Below are 15,041 nucleotides of genomic sequence, written 5' to 3' on the forward strand. Positions count from 1 at the left end.
ACTGTATGCACTGTATCCATTGCATACAGTGCATACAATGGATACAGTGGAGGGGTGCAGCAGACGGACGCCGCGCGCACGCGGCTGCGGGAACTGATCCTGGACGGGGTGTACGCCCCCGGCCAGCGCCTCACCGAGCTCGAGGCCGCGGCGGTGCTGGCCATGAGTCGTACACCGGTGCGGGAGGCGTTCCGGGCGCTGGTCGCCGACGGGCTGGTGCGTTCCGCGGGGCGCGGGGTGAGCGTGGTCGAGCTGGGGCCGGAGGCGCTGCGGCACGCCTACCAGGTACGGGGCGTACTGGAGGGTCTGACGGCGGAGCTGGCCGCGGAGCGGCAGCGGCGCGGGGAGATAGCGCCCGCGGAGCTGACCGCGCTGGAGCGGATCGCCACGGACGCCCAGGAGGCCACGGCCGCCGGCAGGCTGGTCGAGGCCGTCCGGCACAACCGGCGCTTCCACGGCCGGATCGCCGCTCTGTCGGCGAACCCGGTGGCCGCCGCGTCGCTGGAGCGGCTGTGGGACCAGATCCAGGTCTCCACACGCCGGTCGCCGGCCGCGCCGGAGCGCCCCGACCGGGTCGCCGCGCAGCACCTGCGGCTGCTCGCCGCGATCGCCGCCGGCCGTGCCGAAGAGGCCCACGCGGCCGCCCGTGAGCACGTCATGGACACCTGCGCCGCCCACGAGCGGGGCGGGACGGAGGAGGAGCGTTAGCCGTGCCCGACATCAGCAAGCGCCACACCTACACCACCGAGGTCGTCTGGACCGGCAACCGGGGCACGGGCACCAGCACGTACCGCGGTTACGGGCGGGAGCACGAGGTCGCCGCGCCCGGTCTGCCCGTGCCGCCGATACCCGGCAGCTCGGACCCGGCCTTCCGCGGCGACCCCGCCCGCTGGAACCCCGAACAGCTGCTGCTCGCCGCGCTGTCGCAGTGCCACATGCTCTCGTATCTGCACGTGTGCACCGTCGCCGGAGTGGTGGTCACCTCCTACACCGACCGTGCGGAGGGCACGATGGAGGAGACCGGCGACGGCGGCGGCCACTTCACGCGGGCCCTGCTGCGGCCCCGGGTGGAGGTGGCCTCCGCCGCCATGGTGGACGCCGCCGTCGAGCTGCACGCCGAAGCCCACCGGTTGTGCTTCATCGCCGGCTCGGTCGCCTTCCCCGTGGCGCACGAGGCGCAGGTCACCGTCGCGGCGGGCGGCTGAGCGGCCTTCGGGGCGCGGATCAGCGCAGTCCGCGCAGGACGTTGCCCTCCGTGGTGAGGTAGTTGGAGCGGTAGTCGAACCGGCGCGCCCGCGCGAACAGCAGGTAGTAGTACTTGGCGTTCTCGCTGAACCAGTAGGCCGGGGTCAGGTCGCCCAGCTTCATGGGACGGGCGGTCACGTCACGCACCACGGTGTATCCGTTGGCCACCTTGCAGTACTGCCTCTGCCGCCGGAACATCTCGGCGGCCCGTCGCCGGTAGAGCTCCTTGCCCGTGGCGAGCCACAGGAAGAGGCAGGAGTCCACGTACTCCGGGCGCAGCGGGTAGGAGGCGTCCAGGGCGCGCATGCCGTGGTAGTCGAGGCTTTCGGGCGGCAGGCGGAAGGAGCGCAGGGCGGCCGCCCAGCTGTCGTGGTAGGCCTCGCCCTCGGCGACGCGACCGCTCTGGGCGAGCAGTCCGGCGTAGAAGGCGGTCAGCTCGGACTGCGCGTGCCCGGTGGCTGCGCCCGTGCGCATGTCGGCCTGGCGGAACCACAGCCGTCCCGAACGGCGCTCGGTCAGGTGCCTCAGCACGGCCGCGGTGAGCGTGGAGTACCAGGTGCGCAGCTCCTCGTCGCGGTAGAGCTCCCAGCCGTCCCACAGGTACTCGTAGAAGGAGTCGACGGGCGGGTCGAGGGTGGCGGTGGTGCCGGTCCACGCGCCGGTCTCGACGTTCATGCCGGTGCCGAGCAGGTTCAGCCGCGAGCGGCGCTCGTAGACGGCGCGCAGGGCCTTCTTCGCGGCGTCGTAGTACTTCCGGTCCCCGGTGAGCCGGGACAGCTCGCCGAACTCGGTGATGCAGGTGCCGATCTCGGCGAGGTAGTTCTCCTTGCCCGAGACGGCGCCGGTGGCCAGGTTCACATAGCGGTAGGGGGCCCCGGTGGGCGACCGGGTGAAGGCGGGCAGCAGCCGGTCCGCCAGCTCGCGGGCGCGGTCGAGCAGGACCGTGTCCTTGGTGGCCAGGTGCCCGGAGAGCAGCCCGCCGACCAGGCGGATGATCGTCTCGAAGACCTGGACGGGGGCGTCCTGGCCGAGTACGAGGTCGTCGCGCACCCACTGGACGCCCGCGTCCAGTTCCTCGTCCAGCTCCATCAGGTAGAGGGTGTCCAGCGCCTCGATGATCGTCAGGCCGAGGGTGCTGCCGGGGATGAAGAAGTCCGAGCCGGCACCGGTGAGCGGCCGCAACTCGTCGCGGCCCCAGGCGAGTCTGCGGTAGGCGTCCCAGGCGCTGCGGAACTCGGTGACGGACGCGCGGGCGAGCGCCGCGTACGGGTCGGTGGCGGCCGCCGCCGACCCGGGCAGGGACACGGAGGGGACGGCGGCGAGGGGGGTGAGCCGGGCGGCGGCGCCGAGCAATCCGCGCCGGGAGAGTCCGCGGGGACGCGCGATTTTTCTCATGCCCCGAAAACCCCGTCCGCCTTCCGGGCGTTACGGGACACCACCGCATTGACGGGGAATCCATCCGGTGAGCCGACCCGAGGAGCTGAGATGCACGACGACCGTCTGCTGGTCGAAGGCCGCCTGACCAGGGCCATGAACCAGTTCGTCCGGCCCGCCCGCTACGCCGCACGGGTGCCGCTGGGCATGTCGGTGTGGCACGTGGAGGACCGGCGGGGTGAGCCGCTGCCGGTGGGTGAGGCCCTGAAGGCGTGGTCGGACGGAACGTTCGAACCGTTCTCCGTGGGCACGCCCTGGGGGCCGCCGTGGTCGACCAGCTGGTTCCGGCTTGAGGGCACGGTGCCGGCTGCCTGGAGGGGCCGCCGGGTCGAGGCCGTGATCGACCCGGGGTTCGGCAACGACGGCCCGGGCTTCGTTGCCGAGGGGATGGTGTACGACGCCGAGGGGGTGCCGGTCAAGGGCGTCCACCCGCTCAACCGCCACGTCCCGGTGGCCTCTCCCGCCGCCGGGGGCGAGCGGGTGAGCCTGCTGCTGGAGGCCGCGGCCAATCCCGCCGTGCTGCGCGACTGGCGGCCCACCCCGCTGGGCGACGTGCTGACCGCCGGGTCCGATCCGCTCTACCGCTTCGACACCGCCGAACTGGCCGTCCTGGACGAGGAGGTCTGGCACCTCGTGCTGGACGTCGAGGTGCTCGAGGGCCTGATGCACGAACTGGACTTCGGCGATCCGCGCCGCCACGAGATCCTGCGCGCGCTGGAGGACGCCCTGGACGCGCTCGACCTGCACGACGTGCACGGCACGGCCGCGGACGCCCGCCGCGAACTGGCCGGAGCGCTGTCCCGGCCCGCGCACGCCAGCGCGCACCGCGTCTCGGCGACCGGCCACGCCCACATCGACTCGGCGTGGCTGTGGCCGCTGCGGGAGACCGTACGCAAGGCGTCCCGCACCTTCGCCAACGTCACCGCGCTCGCCCGCGACTACCCGGAGCTGGTCTTCTCCTGCTCACAGGCCCAGCAGTACGCCTGGGTGAAGGAGCACCAGCCGGTGGTGTGGCAGCGCATCCGGCAGGCCGTCAGGAACGGCAACTGGGCTCCCGTCGGCTCCATGTGGGTCGAGTCCGACGCCAACATGCCCGGCGGCGAGGCGCTGGCCCGGCAGCTCGTCCACGGCAAGCGGTTCTTCCTGGACGAACTGGGCGTGGAGACCTAGGAGATCTGGCTGCCGGACACCTTCGGCTACACCGCCGCCTTCCCGCAGCTGGCGAAGCTCGCGGGGGTCCGCTGGTTCCTCACCCAGAAGCTGTCCTGGAACCAGTCCAACAAGATGCCGCACCACACCTTCTGGTGGGAGGGCATCGACGGCACGCGCGTCTTCACCCACTTCCCGCCCGTGGACACCTACAACTCGCAGCTCTCGGGCCGTGAACTGGCCCACGCCGTGCGCAACTTCGCCGAGAAGGGCCGCGCCACCCGGTCCCTGGTGCCGTTCGGCTGGGGTGACGGCGGCGGCGGTCCCACCCGGGAGATGATGGAGAAGGCCCGCCGGCTGCGCTCCCTGGAGGCGGCGCCCCGGGTGGAGATCGAGAAGCCGGCCGCCTTCTTCACGGCGGCCGAGGCCGAGTACGGCGACCGGGCCCCGGTGTGGTCCGGGGAGCTCTACCTGGAACTGCACCGCGCGACGTACACCACGCAGGCCAGGACCAAGCAGGGCAACCGGCGCAGCGAGCACCTGCTGCGCGAGGCCGAGCTGTGGTGCGCGGCGGCCGCGCTGGAGGCTCCGGCCTCCTACGCCTATCCGTACGAGGAACTGGACCGGATCTGGAAGACGGTGCTGCTGCACCAGTTCCACGACATCCTGCCGGGCAGTTCGATCGCCTGGGTGCACCGCGAGGCGCGCGACACCTACACGGAGGTGCGGGCGGAGCTGGAGGCCCTCGTCGCGGCGGCGGTGCGGGCGCTGGGCGGCGGCGGTTCCCAGGGCTCCCCCGTCCTGCTCAACGCCTCTCCGTACGCGCGGGAGGAGGTCGTCGAGCTGGACGCCGCGACGGCGGCCGCGCTGCCGGAGGGCAGCGGCGCGCAGCCCCTGGCGGACGGCGGGGCGGTGGTGCCCGTCGGCGTCCCGGCGCTGGGCGCGGCGGCCGCCGGGGGACGGGCGGTCGCCGCCGCGGAGCCGGTGCGCGCGGTGCGGGAGGACGGGCTGGTCGTGCTCGGCAACGGCCTGCTGCGGATCGCCGTCGACGCGGACGGGCTGCTGGCCTCCGTCCGCGACCTGACCGCCGGCCGGGAGGTGCTGGCACCGGGGGCGCGCGGCAACCTGCTGCAACTGCACCCCGACCATCCCTCCAAGTGGGACGCCTGGGACATCGACCGGCACTACCGGCGCAAGCACACCGATCTGACGTCGGCGGAGTCCGTCGAGCTCGTCGAGGAGGGGCCGCTGCGGGCCGTCGTCCGGGTCGTACGGGCCTTCGGCGGCAGCCGGGTCGTCCAGGAGCTCCGGCTGACCGCCGGCAGCCGGAGGCTGGACGTGCTCACGGAGGTCGACTGGCACGAGTCGGAGAAGGTGCTGAAGGCCTCCTTCCCGCTGGACGTGCTCGCGGAACGCTCCACCGCCGAGATCCAGTTCGGGCACGTGCACCGCCCCACCCACGCCAACACCGGCTGGGACGCGGCCCGGTTCGAGATCTGCGCCCACCGCTGGCTGCTCGTCGGCGAGCCGGGCTACGGGGTCGCGCTGCTCAACGACTCGACGTACGGCCACGACGCGGGGCGTTCCGGCACGGACACCACCGTGCGGCTCACCCTGCTGCGCGCCCCGCACAGCCCCGATCCGCACACCGACCAGGGCACGCACCGCTTCCGCTACGCGCTGCGCCCCGGCGCGACGGTGGGCGACGCGGTCGCCGAGGGGCTGGCGCTCAACCTGCCGTTGCGGCGGGCGGGTTCACTGCCGCCGCTGCGGCCGCTGCTGCGGGTCGGTCACCCCGGGATCACGGTGGAGTCGGTCAAGCTCTCCGACGACCGCTCCGGCGACGTGGTGGTGCGCCTGTACGAGTCGCGGGGCGACCGGGCCTCGGGCACCCTGACCACGGGCTTCCCGCTCGCCGGCGCCCGGGTCACCGACCTGCTGGAACGGCCGCTGGAGGACGCCGGGCGCGAAGGCGACACCGTCGCCCTCGCGCTGCGCCCGTTCCAGATCCTGACGCTGCGGCTCACCCCCGCACCGCGTCAGGCGTCCCAGACGGCGACCGCCGTACGGTCGTCGGCGTAGCCCTTGACCCGGGTCTGGGTGTCGCCGAGGAAGGCCGGCAGGCCCGGGGGCCCGGCGGCACCCCACCGCTGTGTCAGGCGGGCGGCGAGGGCGGGTTCGCCGCGCAGCGGCCCGGCCAGGCCGCCGCTGCACAACAGAAGGGTGTCGCCGGAACGGGCCACGGAGGCGCGAAAGCGGAAGCGTACGGCCGGGCTGTCCTCGGTCTCGGCGTGCTCGTCGGGCCGCCAGGGGTCGAGGTCCTGCCACTCGCCGCCGCGGATGCGGTAGAGCCCGCCGTCGCCGACGCCGAAGAAGAGCCGGATACGGCAGTCGGGGTCGGCGGGCAGCAGCAGGCAGCGGAGGGTGGCGCTGTAGTCGGCCGGGTCCAGGCCCAGGTCCTCGCCGCGGGCGCGCAGCCGTCCGTAGCAGCGGTCGGTCAGGCGGTGCAGCCCGGACTTGAGGGAGCCCCGGCGCGAGGCGCGGATGTCCTCGGTCAGCCGTGCCTGGCTGCGGCCCACCGCCGTCGCCATCCAGGTGCAGGCGTCGCGGGCGGCGCGGTGGGCGGTGTCCGAGGTGCGGGGGCCGGTGGCGACGGCGATCAGCAGCAGCGCGTCGTCGCCGCCGCCGAAGCGGGCGGTCAGGACGGCGTCGCGGCGCGGCTCGCCGCGGTAGCGGGCGGAGTCGCCGCGCACCGAGGCCGTACGGACCGTCAGCAGGCCGTAGCGGGCGCCGTCGAGTTCGGTGTCCGGGACGAGGTCGTCGAGGCCGTCCGGGTCGGCCGCCGGCCACGCGGTGGGCTCGGGGTCGTACGTGGGCGGGCCGTCGCCGACGTACGCCATCTCGGTGAGGGTGGGCTGCGGCAGGACGGTCGGTGCGGACCCGACGGCCGGGGCGGCGGGGGCCGGGGGCCCCGGGGGCGCCTCGGACGGCGGGGACTCGGGGGCGGGTTCGGCCGGGGCCCAGCCCGGGGGCAGTCCTGGCGGCTCCGAGGCCGGTCGGGACGCCGCCTGGGGGTGGGGCGGGCCCTGGTACTGCCAGGGGCGCGGGGCGGTCGCCGGGGGCGGTGCCGGGCGGCGCAGCCGCAGGGTGTCGGGCGGGCCGGCGTCGTCCTCGTCGGGGCCCGCCCCGGACCGGCCGCCCGGGACCCGCGCCGGATGGGCGCCGGTGTACCGGCCGTCACCGGGCGCGGCCGGCGGAGCCGTGTCCTGCGGGGCGGCCTGCGCCGGCACCGTACCGCCGCCGTCCGCCTCCTCGCCGAGGGCGGTGAGGGCCGAGCTGTAGCGGTCGTCGAGCGTGTCACCGGGCTCGCGGCCCCCGGGGTCGGGCTGCCCGTACAACTGCCGCCACCACTCGTCCTCTTGGCGGCGGTCCGTCTCCCCCTGCTGACTCATGCCCCTATTGTCCACCGGAGGGCGCGCGGCGAAACAGGGTTCGGGAACGCGAATGGCCCGACGGGCGGCCGGCCCCCTCCTCGGGCCGCACGTCGGACGATCCAGTGGGGACACCTTGCCAGGACAGGGGTTCGAGCAGGGATGATGACGGGCGGCGGGATTACGCCATGGCTCATTTCCGCCATAGCCGCGTGTTGCGTTCGCCGGATCCGGAAGGGGTGCCCGTGCTCGGTGCCGTAGGGCTCGACGATGCCCAGGAGGCGGCGTACCGCGCCCTGGTGGGGCTGGGTGCCGCCGAGGTCGTCGACCTCTCGCGCAGGCTCGGCATGCCCGAGGACGAGGCGGCCCGCGTCCTGCGGCTGCTGGAGCGGCAGGGTCTCGTCGCGCAGTCCTCCGCCCGGCCCGGCCGCTGGGTGGCCGCCCCGCCCACGGTGGCGCTCGGCGCCCTGCTCACCCAGCACAGGCACCAGCTGGAGCAGGCCGAACTGGCGGCCGCCGTGCTGGCGCAGGAGTACCGGGGCGAGGCCGCGGAGCCCTCGGCGCACGACCTGGTGGAGGTGGTGACCGGGGCGAGCGCGGTGGCGCACCGCTTCAACCAGCTCCAACTGGGCGCGGAGAAGGAGGTCTGCGCCCTGGTGACGGGCACGCCGATGGTGGTGTCGGGGATGGAGAACACCGCCGAGGAGCGCGCCGTCGAACGCGGGGTGGGCTTCCGCGTGGTCGTCGAGCGCGAGGTCGTCAGCGGGCCGAACGGCATCGCCGAACTGACCGCCGCACTCCGCCGCGAGGAGCGGGTGCGGGTCGTGGACCGGGTCCCGACCAAGCTGGTGGTGGCCGACCGTTCGCTGGCGATGGTGCCCATGGCCCGGGACGCGGGCGGCCCGGCCGCGCTGGTCGTCCACGGCAGCGGGCTGCTGGACTCGCTGATGGCGCTCTTCGAGAGTGTCTGGCGCGAGGCCCTGCCGATCCGGCTGGACACCGGGGGCGCCCCGTACGAGGAGTCGCCGGACGCGCCCGACGCCGTCGACCTGCAGATCCTGTCGCTGCTGCTGGCCGGGCTCACCGACGCCAGCGTCGCCAAGCAGCTGGAGGTGGGGTTGCGCACGGTGCAGCGACGCGTGAAGCGGCTGATGGAGCTGGCCGACGTGACGACCCGGCTGCAGCTGGGCTGGCACGCGTACGAGCGCGGCTGGGTGGAGCGCAACCCCGCCTGAACGGGGCGCACTTGGCCGGCGCCTGACAAGGCCGGAAAACCAGGGGGCGCCGGGGCCCGGCTTCCGGCACGCTGGGCGCATGGGGACCGGACAGCTGTGCCTGATCGGTGCCGTCATGCTGTCCGGACTGCTGGGCGTGCTCGTACCGGGGGCGCCGGGCCCGCTGATGTGCTGGGCCGCCGTCCTGTGGTGGGCGACGCATCTGCACACCTCGTCGTCCTGGGGCGTCCTGGCGGCGGCCACCGGTGTGCTGCTGCTCAACCAGGCCGTCCAGCTCCTGCTGCCCGCCCGGTCGGTACGGGAGGCCGGGGTGCCACGGCAGGCATTCGTCGTCGCCGGGCTGTGGGCCGTCGCCGGCTTCTTCCTGCTGCCGGTCGTGGGCGCGCCGGCCGGTTTCACCCTCGCCCTCTACGGCGGCGAGCGGATGCGGCTGGGCAGCCACGGCGCGGCCTGGTCCTCCACCCGTACGGCGATGCGGGCCGCCGGAACGGCGCTGCTGGCCGAGCTGTTCGCGTGCCTGCTCGTCGCCGGGGCGTGGCTGGTGGCCGTCCTCACCTCATAGGCGCGCGGCCCGTACCGTCGCCGTCCGCCGACGGGACGGTCAGGGCTCCGTAACAGCCGGATCCACCGGCGCCCAGCCCCCGTCCTCCCGTGTGCACGTACGGAACGCGGAACAACAGGACTCGGGGAGCGGTGCGGACATGGGGTGGAGCGGGATGCGGGGGACGAACGGCCGAATACTGGCAGCGGCGTTGGGCGTGGCGGGGGTGGCCGCGCTGGCGTCGGTGTGGACCGCCCAGGCCGGCACCGCCGACGGGCGGCAGGCGGCGCAGCGTCCGGCGAAGCCGACGGCCTCCGCCGAGCCGCGGCCGATACCCGGGCAGACCTCCGTGCCGGACGCCGCGCTGCCGGCCCCCGTGGTGAACATGGACATCGCCCACGCCTCCGACAAGGGCCCGCGGGGCGTCAACATCACCATCGACGACGGGCCCGACCCGCGGTGGACGCCGCAGATCCTCCAGGTGCTGGAGGACAACGGCGTGAAGGCGACCTTCTGCATGGTCGGCACGCAGGCCCGGGCCCACCCCGGCCTGGTGAAGGCGGTGGTGGCCGCCGGGCACCGGCTGTGCGACCACTCCGTGACGCACGACACGACGATGAACGGCAAGTCGCGCCAGTACCAGGCGAAGGAGATCCTGAACGCCGAACGCATGATCACCCGCGCCTCGGGGGGCGTCAGGCCGCTCTACTACCGCGCTCCGGGCGGCGCCTTCACCCCGTACAGCCGCCAGCTGGCGGCGTCCCGCGGCATGCGCCCGCTGGGCTGGAACGTCGACTCCGAGGACTTCAAGCAGCCGGGCACCGCCGCGCTGGTCTCCACCGTCAGGAACGAGATCTCCAACGGGCCGACCGTGCTCTTCCACGACGCGGGCGGGGACCGCGGCCAGACCGTCGAGGCGCTGCGGCAGGTCCTTCCCTGGCTGAAGCAGCAGGGCTACACCCTCGGCTTCCCGGTGCGCTGACCGCCCCGGCGGTCAACCCGACCGGCCGGCCGCTCGCACAAAGGGGGCAGAGAGCGCTCTCAGAAACCGCCTCCGAGCTGCGGCGAGAGCGCTCTCTCCCTGCTCCCGGGAGGGACTACGCTGTTCCCGTCCCGAGAGGAGCACCCCTTGTCCGACCAGATCTCCGGAGCGCGCCCGACGCTCGAGGCCGTCGCCGAACGGGCCGGCGTCTCCCGGGCCACCGCCTCGCGGGTCGTGAACGGCGGGACGGGAGTGCGCGAGGCGCTGGTGGAGAAGGTCCGCAAGGCCGTCGAGGAGCTGGGCTACGTACCCAACCAGGCGGCCCGCTCGCTGGTCACGCGGCGCACCGGGGCGGTCGCCGTCGTCGTCGCGGAGCCGGAGAGCCGGGTCTTCGCGGACCCCTTCTTCGCGCAGCAGCTGCTCGGCATCAGCCGTGAGCTGGCGGTGCACGACTCGCAGCTGGTGCTGCTGCTGGTGGAGGGCACGGCCGACTACGAGCGCGTGGGCCGTTATCTGTCCGGCGGGCACGTGGACGGCGCGCTGGTCTTCTCGCTGCACGCCGAGGACCCGCTGCCCGGCATCATCCGCCGCATCGGGCTGCCGACCGTCTTCGGCGGGCGCCCTGGCTGGCCGGCGGCCGACGGGGACCGCAGCGTGCTGTACGTGGACTCGGACAACCGCGGCGGGGCCCGCGAGGCGGTACGCCACCTGCTCTCCCTGGGGCGGGAGCGCATCGCGACCGTCACCGGCCCGCTGGACCAGACCGCGTCGGTGGACCGGCTCGACGGCTACCACGACATCCTGATGGACGCCGACCCGCGACTGGTCGTCGAGGGCGACTTCTCCGAGGCGGGCGGGGCCCGCGCCATGGCCGAGCTGCTGGACCGGGCGCCGGACGTCGACGCCGTCTTCGTCGCCTCCGACCTGATGGCCTGCGGTGCGCTGCGGGTGCTGCGCGAGCGGGGCCGCCGGGTGCCGGAGGACGTCGCGATCGTCGGTTTCGACGACATGGCCTCGGTCGCGGAGCTGGCCGACCCCCCGCTGACGACGGTCCGCCAGGAGATCGAGGAGATGGGCCGGTTGATGGTCCGGCTGCTCGTGCGGGGCCTGGAACGGCGGTCGGAGGAGGACAGCGGCGGCCGCCCGCTGTCCTCGCTCGTCACACCGACCCGGCTGGTGCGGCGCGCCAGCGCCTGACCGGCCGAGGCTCAGAGCGTGCTGTGCTCCTTGACCACGCGGCGGGCCTGGGCGAAGAGCATCCCCACGTTGACCGAACGGCGGCAGACGACGACGGCGACGACTTCCTCGTTCAGGTTGTTGCGCATGAACAGGTGGGTCAGGTTGTCGCTGTTGACGAGGATCTCCTGGAAGTAGTGCGCGTCGCTGGTGACTCCGCGGCGCTCCTTGAAGACGTCCTCGATCATCACCACCGTGCGCCCCTGGAAGAGGTCGAGGGTCGCCGCGGCAAGCAGGTCCAGCACCTCCGGCGGATGGCTGTCGACGGTGTCGACGGAGAGCAGCATTCCCGTCGACATGTCGACCACACCGGCGGCGAGGCAGTCGGGGACCTCCTGGCGCAGGTTCTTCACCAGGCCCATGACCTGGTCGGACAGGTTGCCGTGCGGGCGTTTTCCGGTGGTGCTCACAGCACTCCTTCGGTGGTCTTCGCTGGGGGCGGGGGCGTCATCCGAGGACTCCCTCCGGGTCGTACGCGGAGTCCGGCGCGGGTACGGCGCCCGGTCCGGGTTCGGGGGCCAGCAGGATCGCGCCGATGCGCTCGACGGCGGACCGGGCCTCGACGTGGAGCTGGGGGACGTTCATGCCCTCGTCGCCCACGACGACGAGGATCGCGGTCTCGCCGACCGCGTAGACGGCGGTGTAGCCGCCACTGCTGCAGGTCACGGTCCTGCGCAGCGGGCCGCGCAGGGCCGCCGCGGCGATCCGCCGGGCGAGCCCGAGGCTGGCCGCGGCCAGCGCGGCGAGGCCGTTGGGGTCGATGGCGTCCTCGGTGTCGGCGGCGATCAGCAGGCCGTCGACGGCCGCCACGACCGTGTCGGTGACGCCGACCACCCGGTCCCGCAAAGTGCGCATCTCGGCGACCAGGGCGTCATGATTCATGCACGTGCACCTCCTTGAATTCCCTTCGGTCGGTGTTGCGTCGGTCCCCGGGGATTTCGGTCACGGGGAATCGGTCCGGCTCCGTCCTCGCGGCCGGAGAAATCCTTTCCAGCCCGGTTGCGGGCGGCCGGCGTCGAGTGCCTCGCGAATACCGCTGGCGCCCGGTTCGCGGCGGGGCAGGCCCTCGGCGGCCGGGGCCGCGCCGGGGGCCTCCCCCGGCTCCCATTCCGGCGGGTGCGGGTACGGGCCCGGGTCCGCGAGGTCCTCCCGGGGAGCGAGGGGAGGGCGCGGCGCGGCGGGTCCCGCCGGCTCCGCGGGGGCCGGGGCGAACGGCTCGGGGGGCGGCGGCGCCGGGTCCGCGACGGGGGCCGCCGGGTCCGCGACCGGTGGCGGCTGCGCGGGCGCCGGCGGGGCCGGGACGGTCTCGACGAGGCCCTCGGCGCACATCCGGGCGACCTCGACAGTGATCGTGTAGACCCCGCGCCCGATGAGGAACGCGATGTCCCGGGGGCTGCGCCGTCCGTTGGCGCAGCCGAGGATCTCGCGGCGCACCGGGGCCAGCGGCTCGTCGGCCCACGCGGGCGGCCCCACGGCGGTGACCCGGTCGCGGTCGGGGGAGACCCGGCGCGGCAGCGACGCCAGCGCGGCAAGCCGGCGACCGGCCTCGACCAGCAGTTCCTCCGGTTCCACCCCCGGGGCCAGGCCCTGCGGCAGGGCGGCCGGTCGGGCACCCGGCGCGTCGGGGTCGAAGGCGCAGTTGTCCAGCCGTCCGGCCAGCACGGCGAAGACCGCGTCCTGAACGGCCATCATGTGCAGCACCTGGAACTCGGCCGTGCCGAGCCGCCCCCCGGCGGCGATCGCCGCGCCCGGCAACAGCCCTGTAGCGGCGGCGTCGTGGGCGGCGTTCCACTCGTCGGCGTCGATGCGCCCGGAGCGGACGAGCAGGGTGCCGACCCCCGGCGCCCCGGGGCTCTCCACGGCCACGACCGCACCGTCGAGCAGATGGAAGGCCCCGCCGGGGCTGCCCTGCACGTGCAGCACCCCGGTGGCCCGTTCGTCGCGGCACCTGGACAGCGCGCGGCCGAGCAGACCGTGAGCGGCATTCCGGGCGGGCACGGAACCGGATGGTGCCGAGGTCATCGCTCCCCTTGCTGCGTCTGTTCGGGCATACGGGCGGGCGGGCTCGCGGACATAGGGACGGGAGGCGCGGAAAAGCCGTACTCATGCACGAACATTCACGCCGGCGGGTAATTTCTAGCAGCCCTCCGACATGCCTCTCCGGCCATCGCACGACATGGCCGAGGACGAATATTCGAGTCCTGCAGATGTCAATTCCGTGCCCTTTCACGACCGTTTCCGCGACGACGACCGCAGGCATGCGGAGAGCTTCGCGGAGGGTCACGGCACCGGCCGGCGATGCCGTCAGGACGTGGAGACGCACGGGACCCGGAGCCGCCCCACCGGCCGTCATCCATTCGACTCTTGACGAATCACCGGCTGCGGCGGCACTCTCCTGGACATCGCTTGAGAGCGCTCTCAAGAGCCGCGACCGGGGGTGCTCTCACCCGTCCCGAAGCCATGGGAGGCTTCCATGCCCACTGCCCGAGCCGCCAGACGCGCCACCTTCCGACTCGGGGTGGTCGCACTCGCCGGGGCACTCCTCGCCGCCTGCGGATCCGGCTCGACCGGCACGTCCGCGGACAAGGACGGCAAGGTCACGATCACCGTCGATCTGTTCGGCACCTTCGGCTACAAGGAAGCCGGCCTGTACGACGAGTACGAGAAGCTCCACCCCGGCGTCACCATCAAGCAGAGCAGCACCGAGAACGAGGCCGACTACTGGAAGGCCCTGCAGACCAGGCTGGCCGGCGGTGGCGGCCTCGCCGACGTCCAGGGCATCGAGGTGGGCCGGATCGCGTCGGTCACCCAGCAGCAGGCCGACAAGTTCGAGGACCTGGGCGCCCTGGGCGCCGCGGACCTCAAGGACGACTTCTCCCCCGCCAAGTGGGCCGCCGCCACCACCGCCGACGGCCGCACCCTGGGACTGGGCACCGACGTCGGCCCCGAGGCCATCTGCTACCGCACCGACCTGTTCGAGCAGGCCGGTCTGCCCACCGACCGGACCGAGCTGGCGCAGAAGTGGGCCACGTGGGACGGCTATCTGGAGCTCGGCAGGCAGTACAAGGCGAAGGCCGGTGCCAAGAGCGCCTGGCTCGACAGCGTCGGCAGCCTCTACTCCGTCATCGTCGGCCAGGAGAAGGAACGTTACTACGACGCCTCCGGCAAGCTGATCTACGACGGCAACGCCGCGGTCAGGACTGCCTGGGACCTGTCCGTGAAGGCCGCCCGGGACGGGCTGAGCGCCAAGCTCGCCCAGTGGACCCCCGCCTGGAACCAGGCCTTCAGCAGCGGCTCCTTCGCCACCATCGGCTGCCCCGCCTGGATGCTGGGCTACATCAAGGGCCAGGCCGGCGACGCGGGCAGGGGCACGTGGGACATCGCCCCGCTCCCGGGCGGCGCCGCGGGCAACTGGGGCGGGTCCTACCTGGCCGTCCCCAAGGGCTCCGCGCACGCCAAGGAGGCCTTCGCGCTGGTCAAGTGGCTGACGGCGGCGGAGCAGCAGGCCAAGCTCTTCAAGAAGCAGGGCAGCTTCCCCTCCAACATCGGGGCGATCGAGTCCGTCAGGGACGTCACCGACCCGTACTTCAGCGACGCGCCCATCGGGCGGATCTTCGGCGCCGCCGCCGAGGCCTCGCCGGTGCAGGTGCTCGGCGTGCACGACGGTGACGTCAACCAGCAGATCACCAACGCGCTCGGTGAGGTCGAGCGCAAGGGCACGGACTCCGCGACGGCGTGGAGCCACGTCAGGAAGGGCGTCGAGAACGCCGTCGGCTGACGGCCCCCCG

Annotated in this window: 12 protein-coding genes and 1 pseudogene; 8 read left to right on the forward strand and 5 right to left on the reverse strand. The window is 73.7% G+C overall.

Going from position 1 to position 15,041, the window contains the following annotated elements; all coding sequences use genetic code 11:
- Positions 1-54 precede the first annotated feature (54 nt).
- Complete coding sequence (locus tag PV342_RS02725) at positions 55-708, forward strand: GntR family transcriptional regulator (RefSeq protein ID WP_400795948.1); 654 nt, start codon at positions 55-57, stop codon at positions 706-708.
- Between the two features lie 2 nt (positions 709-710).
- Positions 711-1,205, forward strand: coding sequence for an OsmC family protein (locus PV342_RS02730; protein ID WP_329185054.1), 495 nt, complete (start codon positions 711-713; stop codon positions 1,203-1,205).
- 19 nt (positions 1,206-1,224) lie between these two features.
- Here the strand turns inward: PV342_RS02730 and PV342_RS02735 are convergent, their stop codons facing one another.
- The gene (locus PV342_RS02735; RefSeq protein ID WP_500315730.1) at positions 1,225-2,640 is read right to left on the reverse strand and encodes a glycoside hydrolase family 47 protein; all 1,416 of its coding nucleotides are present in this window, start codon (positions 2,638-2,640) and stop codon (positions 1,225-1,227) included.
- Between the two features lie 90 nt (positions 2,641-2,730).
- On the opposite strand from PV342_RS02735, the pseudogene PV342_RS02740 reads away from it, so the two are divergent.
- Positions 2,731-5,910: pseudogene (locus PV342_RS02740) on the forward strand (alpha-mannosidase).
- On the opposite strand, the gene PV342_RS02745 reads toward PV342_RS02740, so the two are convergent.
- Positions 5,868-7,280, reverse strand: a complete 1,413-nt coding sequence (locus tag PV342_RS02745) for a protein phosphatase 2C domain-containing protein (protein ID WP_500315731.1) — start codon at positions 7,278-7,280, stop codon at positions 5,868-5,870. The pseudogene PV342_RS02740 and the gene PV342_RS02745 overlap by 43 nt on opposite strands.
- A gap of 224 nt (positions 7,281-7,504) precedes the next feature.
- Here PV342_RS02745 and PV342_RS02750 point away from each other — a divergent pair, with 224 nt between their 5' ends.
- The 4 genes from PV342_RS02750 to PV342_RS02765 all read left to right on the forward strand — a co-directional run bounded on the left by PV342_RS02750 (position 7,505) and on the right by PV342_RS02765 (position 11,214).
- The gene (locus tag PV342_RS02750) at positions 7,505-8,494 is read left to right on the forward strand and encodes a helix-turn-helix domain-containing protein (protein WP_400795936.1); all 990 of its coding nucleotides are present in this window, start codon (positions 7,505-7,507) and stop codon (positions 8,492-8,494) included.
- 79 nt (positions 8,495-8,573) lie between these two features.
- Positions 8,574-9,056: a DUF456 domain-containing protein gene (locus tag PV342_RS02755; RefSeq protein WP_361009675.1), complete on the forward strand. Its 483-nt coding sequence runs from the start codon at positions 8,574-8,576 to the stop codon at positions 9,054-9,056.
- A 154-nt stretch (positions 9,057-9,210) separates the two neighbouring features.
- Positions 9,211-10,017 (forward strand): polysaccharide deacetylase family protein, encoded by an 807-nt coding sequence (locus tag PV342_RS02760; RefSeq protein ID WP_400795932.1) that lies wholly within the window; start codon positions 9,211-9,213, stop codon positions 10,015-10,017.
- A gap of 147 nt (positions 10,018-10,164) precedes the next feature.
- Positions 10,165-11,214 carry a LacI family DNA-binding transcriptional regulator gene (locus PV342_RS02765; RefSeq protein ID WP_500315732.1) on the forward strand — a complete coding sequence of 350 codons (1,050 nt, stop codon included), beginning with the start codon at positions 10,165-10,167 and terminating at the stop codon, positions 11,212-11,214.
- An 11-nt stretch (positions 11,215-11,225) separates the two neighbouring features.
- Here the strand turns inward: PV342_RS02765 and PV342_RS02770 are convergent, their stop codons facing one another.
- The 3 genes from PV342_RS02770 to PV342_RS02780 all read right to left on the reverse strand — a co-directional run bounded on the left by PV342_RS02770 (position 11,226) and on the right by PV342_RS02780 (position 13,251).
- The gene (locus PV342_RS02770; RefSeq protein ID WP_051102238.1) at positions 11,226-11,615 is read right to left on the reverse strand and encodes a hypothetical protein; all 390 of its coding nucleotides are present in this window, start codon (positions 11,613-11,615) and stop codon (positions 11,226-11,228) included.
- 85 nt (positions 11,616-11,700) lie between these two features.
- Positions 11,701-12,135 (reverse strand): roadblock/LC7 domain-containing protein, encoded by a 435-nt coding sequence (locus PV342_RS02775; RefSeq protein WP_018563120.1) that lies wholly within the window; start codon positions 12,133-12,135, stop codon positions 11,701-11,703.
- 60 nt (positions 12,136-12,195) lie between these two features.
- Entirely contained in the window at positions 12,196-13,251 is a 1,056-nt protein-coding gene (locus PV342_RS02780) for a MarR family transcriptional regulator (protein ID WP_400795925.1), read from the reverse strand.
- 475 nt (positions 13,252-13,726) lie between these two features.
- Here PV342_RS02780 and PV342_RS02785 point away from each other — a divergent pair, with 475 nt between their 5' ends.
- Entirely contained in the window at positions 13,727-15,031 is a 1,305-nt protein-coding gene (locus PV342_RS02785) for an ABC transporter substrate-binding protein (RefSeq protein ID WP_500315733.1), read from the forward strand.
- Positions 15,032-15,041: the final 10 nt, after the last annotated feature.

The organism is Streptomyces sp. PA03-3a (assembly GCF_033792735.1).
Lineage (GTDB): Bacteria > Actinomycetota > Actinomycetes > Streptomycetales > Streptomycetaceae > Actinacidiphila.

Coding starts and splice junctions, on each gene's coding strand:
- PV342_RS02735 (WP_500315730.1), bottom strand. CDS start 2,640: ATGAGAAAAATCGCGCGTCCCCGCGGACTCTCCCGGCGCGGATTGCTC.
- PV342_RS02745 (WP_500315731.1), bottom strand. CDS start 7,280: ATGAGTCAGCAGGGGGAGACGGACCGCCGCCAAGAGGACGAGTGGTGG.
- PV342_RS02755 (WP_361009675.1), top strand. CDS start 8,574: ATGGGGACCGGACAGCTGTGCCTGATCGGTGCCGTCATGCTGTCCGGA.
- PV342_RS02760 (WP_400795932.1), top strand. CDS start 9,211: ATGCGGGGGACGAACGGCCGAATACTGGCAGCGGCGTTGGGCGTGGCG.
- PV342_RS02770 (WP_051102238.1), bottom strand. CDS start 11,615: ATGGGCCTGGTGAAGAACCTGCGCCAGGAGGTCCCCGACTGCCTCGCC.
- PV342_RS02775 (WP_018563120.1), bottom strand. CDS start 12,135: ATGAATCATGACGCCCTGGTCGCCGAGATGCGCACTTTGCGGGACCGG.
- PV342_RS02785 (WP_500315733.1), top strand. CDS start 13,727: ATGCCCACTGCCCGAGCCGCCAGACGCGCCACCTTCCGACTCGGGGTG.